This window comes from Micromonospora sp. RTBAU3-60 (assembly GCF_054963695.1).
The window spans coordinates 1-618 of sequence record NZ_JBUEGB010000207.1; the positions used below are offsets into that span (position 1 = coordinate 1).

Genomic DNA, 618 nt, shown 5'->3' on the forward strand with positions numbered 1-618 from the left:
GTAGTGCAGTGAAACCTGTCGCCGCTGCGTCGGCCGAAGGTGCCGCAGTGGTGGCAGGTTTGTGAGGTGTAGGCGGCGTTGACGGGAACGAGCGCAGAACCTCTGCGCTCCGACACGCTTTTCAGGGCCTCGGCGGTGACTCCTTTGGTCCACGCGGCGAGACGCCTGTTCAAGTTCTTGGGAAGCTTCTTACGGCTGGTGAAGCGTTTGGTGAGGTCTTCGGCGATCACCGTGTTCGCTTTGTCGACGACCTCGTGCACGGCGGTGAAGATCTCCGTGCGCACCCGCGCCCGGTGCCGGGCGGCCTGCCGGTCCCGTTTCGCCGTGCCGAGGTTGTTGGTCTTGATCCGGTGGGCTTTCGCGTGGTCACCACGGAGCGCGGCGGTGTTGGCTATGGAGCGGAGCTTCGCTCGGCGCCGGTTGCGTTCCTTCAGCCGGTCCGACTCACGGGTCAGCAGGTCGCCGAGTTGTTGACCGTGGGGCTGGCCGTCGGAGTCGGTGAGGGCTTCGGTGTAGCCCTTGTCCACCCCGATCGTCGCATCGCCGCATGGCCGCTGCGACGACCGCATCCCCGCCGCGTCGATCTGGTAGTGCACCTCGACCCGCCCGCCGCGCAGA

The 618-nt window shown here is 66.7% G+C and carries 1 protein-coding gene; it reads right to left on the reverse strand.

The window, feature by feature from the left end; translation table 11 throughout:
• Positions 1-618: zinc ribbon domain-containing protein (locus tag ACY34I_RS40585; protein WP_462760862.1), on the reverse strand; the 618-nt coding region annotated here is incomplete at both ends.